The sequence below is a fragment of the Enterobacter cloacae complex sp. S2 genome, assembly GCF_015159675.1.
In the GTDB taxonomy this organism is placed as follows: Bacteria; Pseudomonadota; Gammaproteobacteria; order Enterobacterales; family Enterobacteriaceae; genus Enterobacter; species Enterobacter intestinihominis.
The window spans coordinates 1-257 of the sequence record NZ_JADDTS010000124.1 but is presented as its reverse complement, the minus strand read 5'-3'; the positions used below and the strand labels follow the sequence as shown (position 1 = coordinate 257).

Annotated in this window: 1 protein-coding gene; it reads right to left on the bottom strand. The window is 51.4% G+C overall.

Features of this window, described 5'->3' with window-relative positions:
* On the bottom strand, positions 1 to 257 hold a 257-nt coding region (locus IPZ49_RS23035; RefSeq protein WP_193762909.1), incomplete at both ends, for a nucleotidyl transferase AbiEii/AbiGii toxin family protein.

Genomic DNA, 257 nt, shown 5'->3' with positions numbered 1-257 from the left:
ACTGGAAGGCTGGCATAGCCAAAAACGTCCTCTACCGCCCCCACCACTTCTCGCTCCTGTGGTGGATATAATGTTCCCCGGGCGACCGGTGAAACCTCTATCTTTATTTGCGCGCTATCGGTAGTAACAATGACACGCATCTCATCTGAACGATTAGCTTGTAATACAGCGCTCATACCTGCCTGTTGTTGCAGATTGGCGGCAATACGTGCAAGCGCATCCCGTATATGAGGTAAAGCGATGGCTCTGCTTTCCAG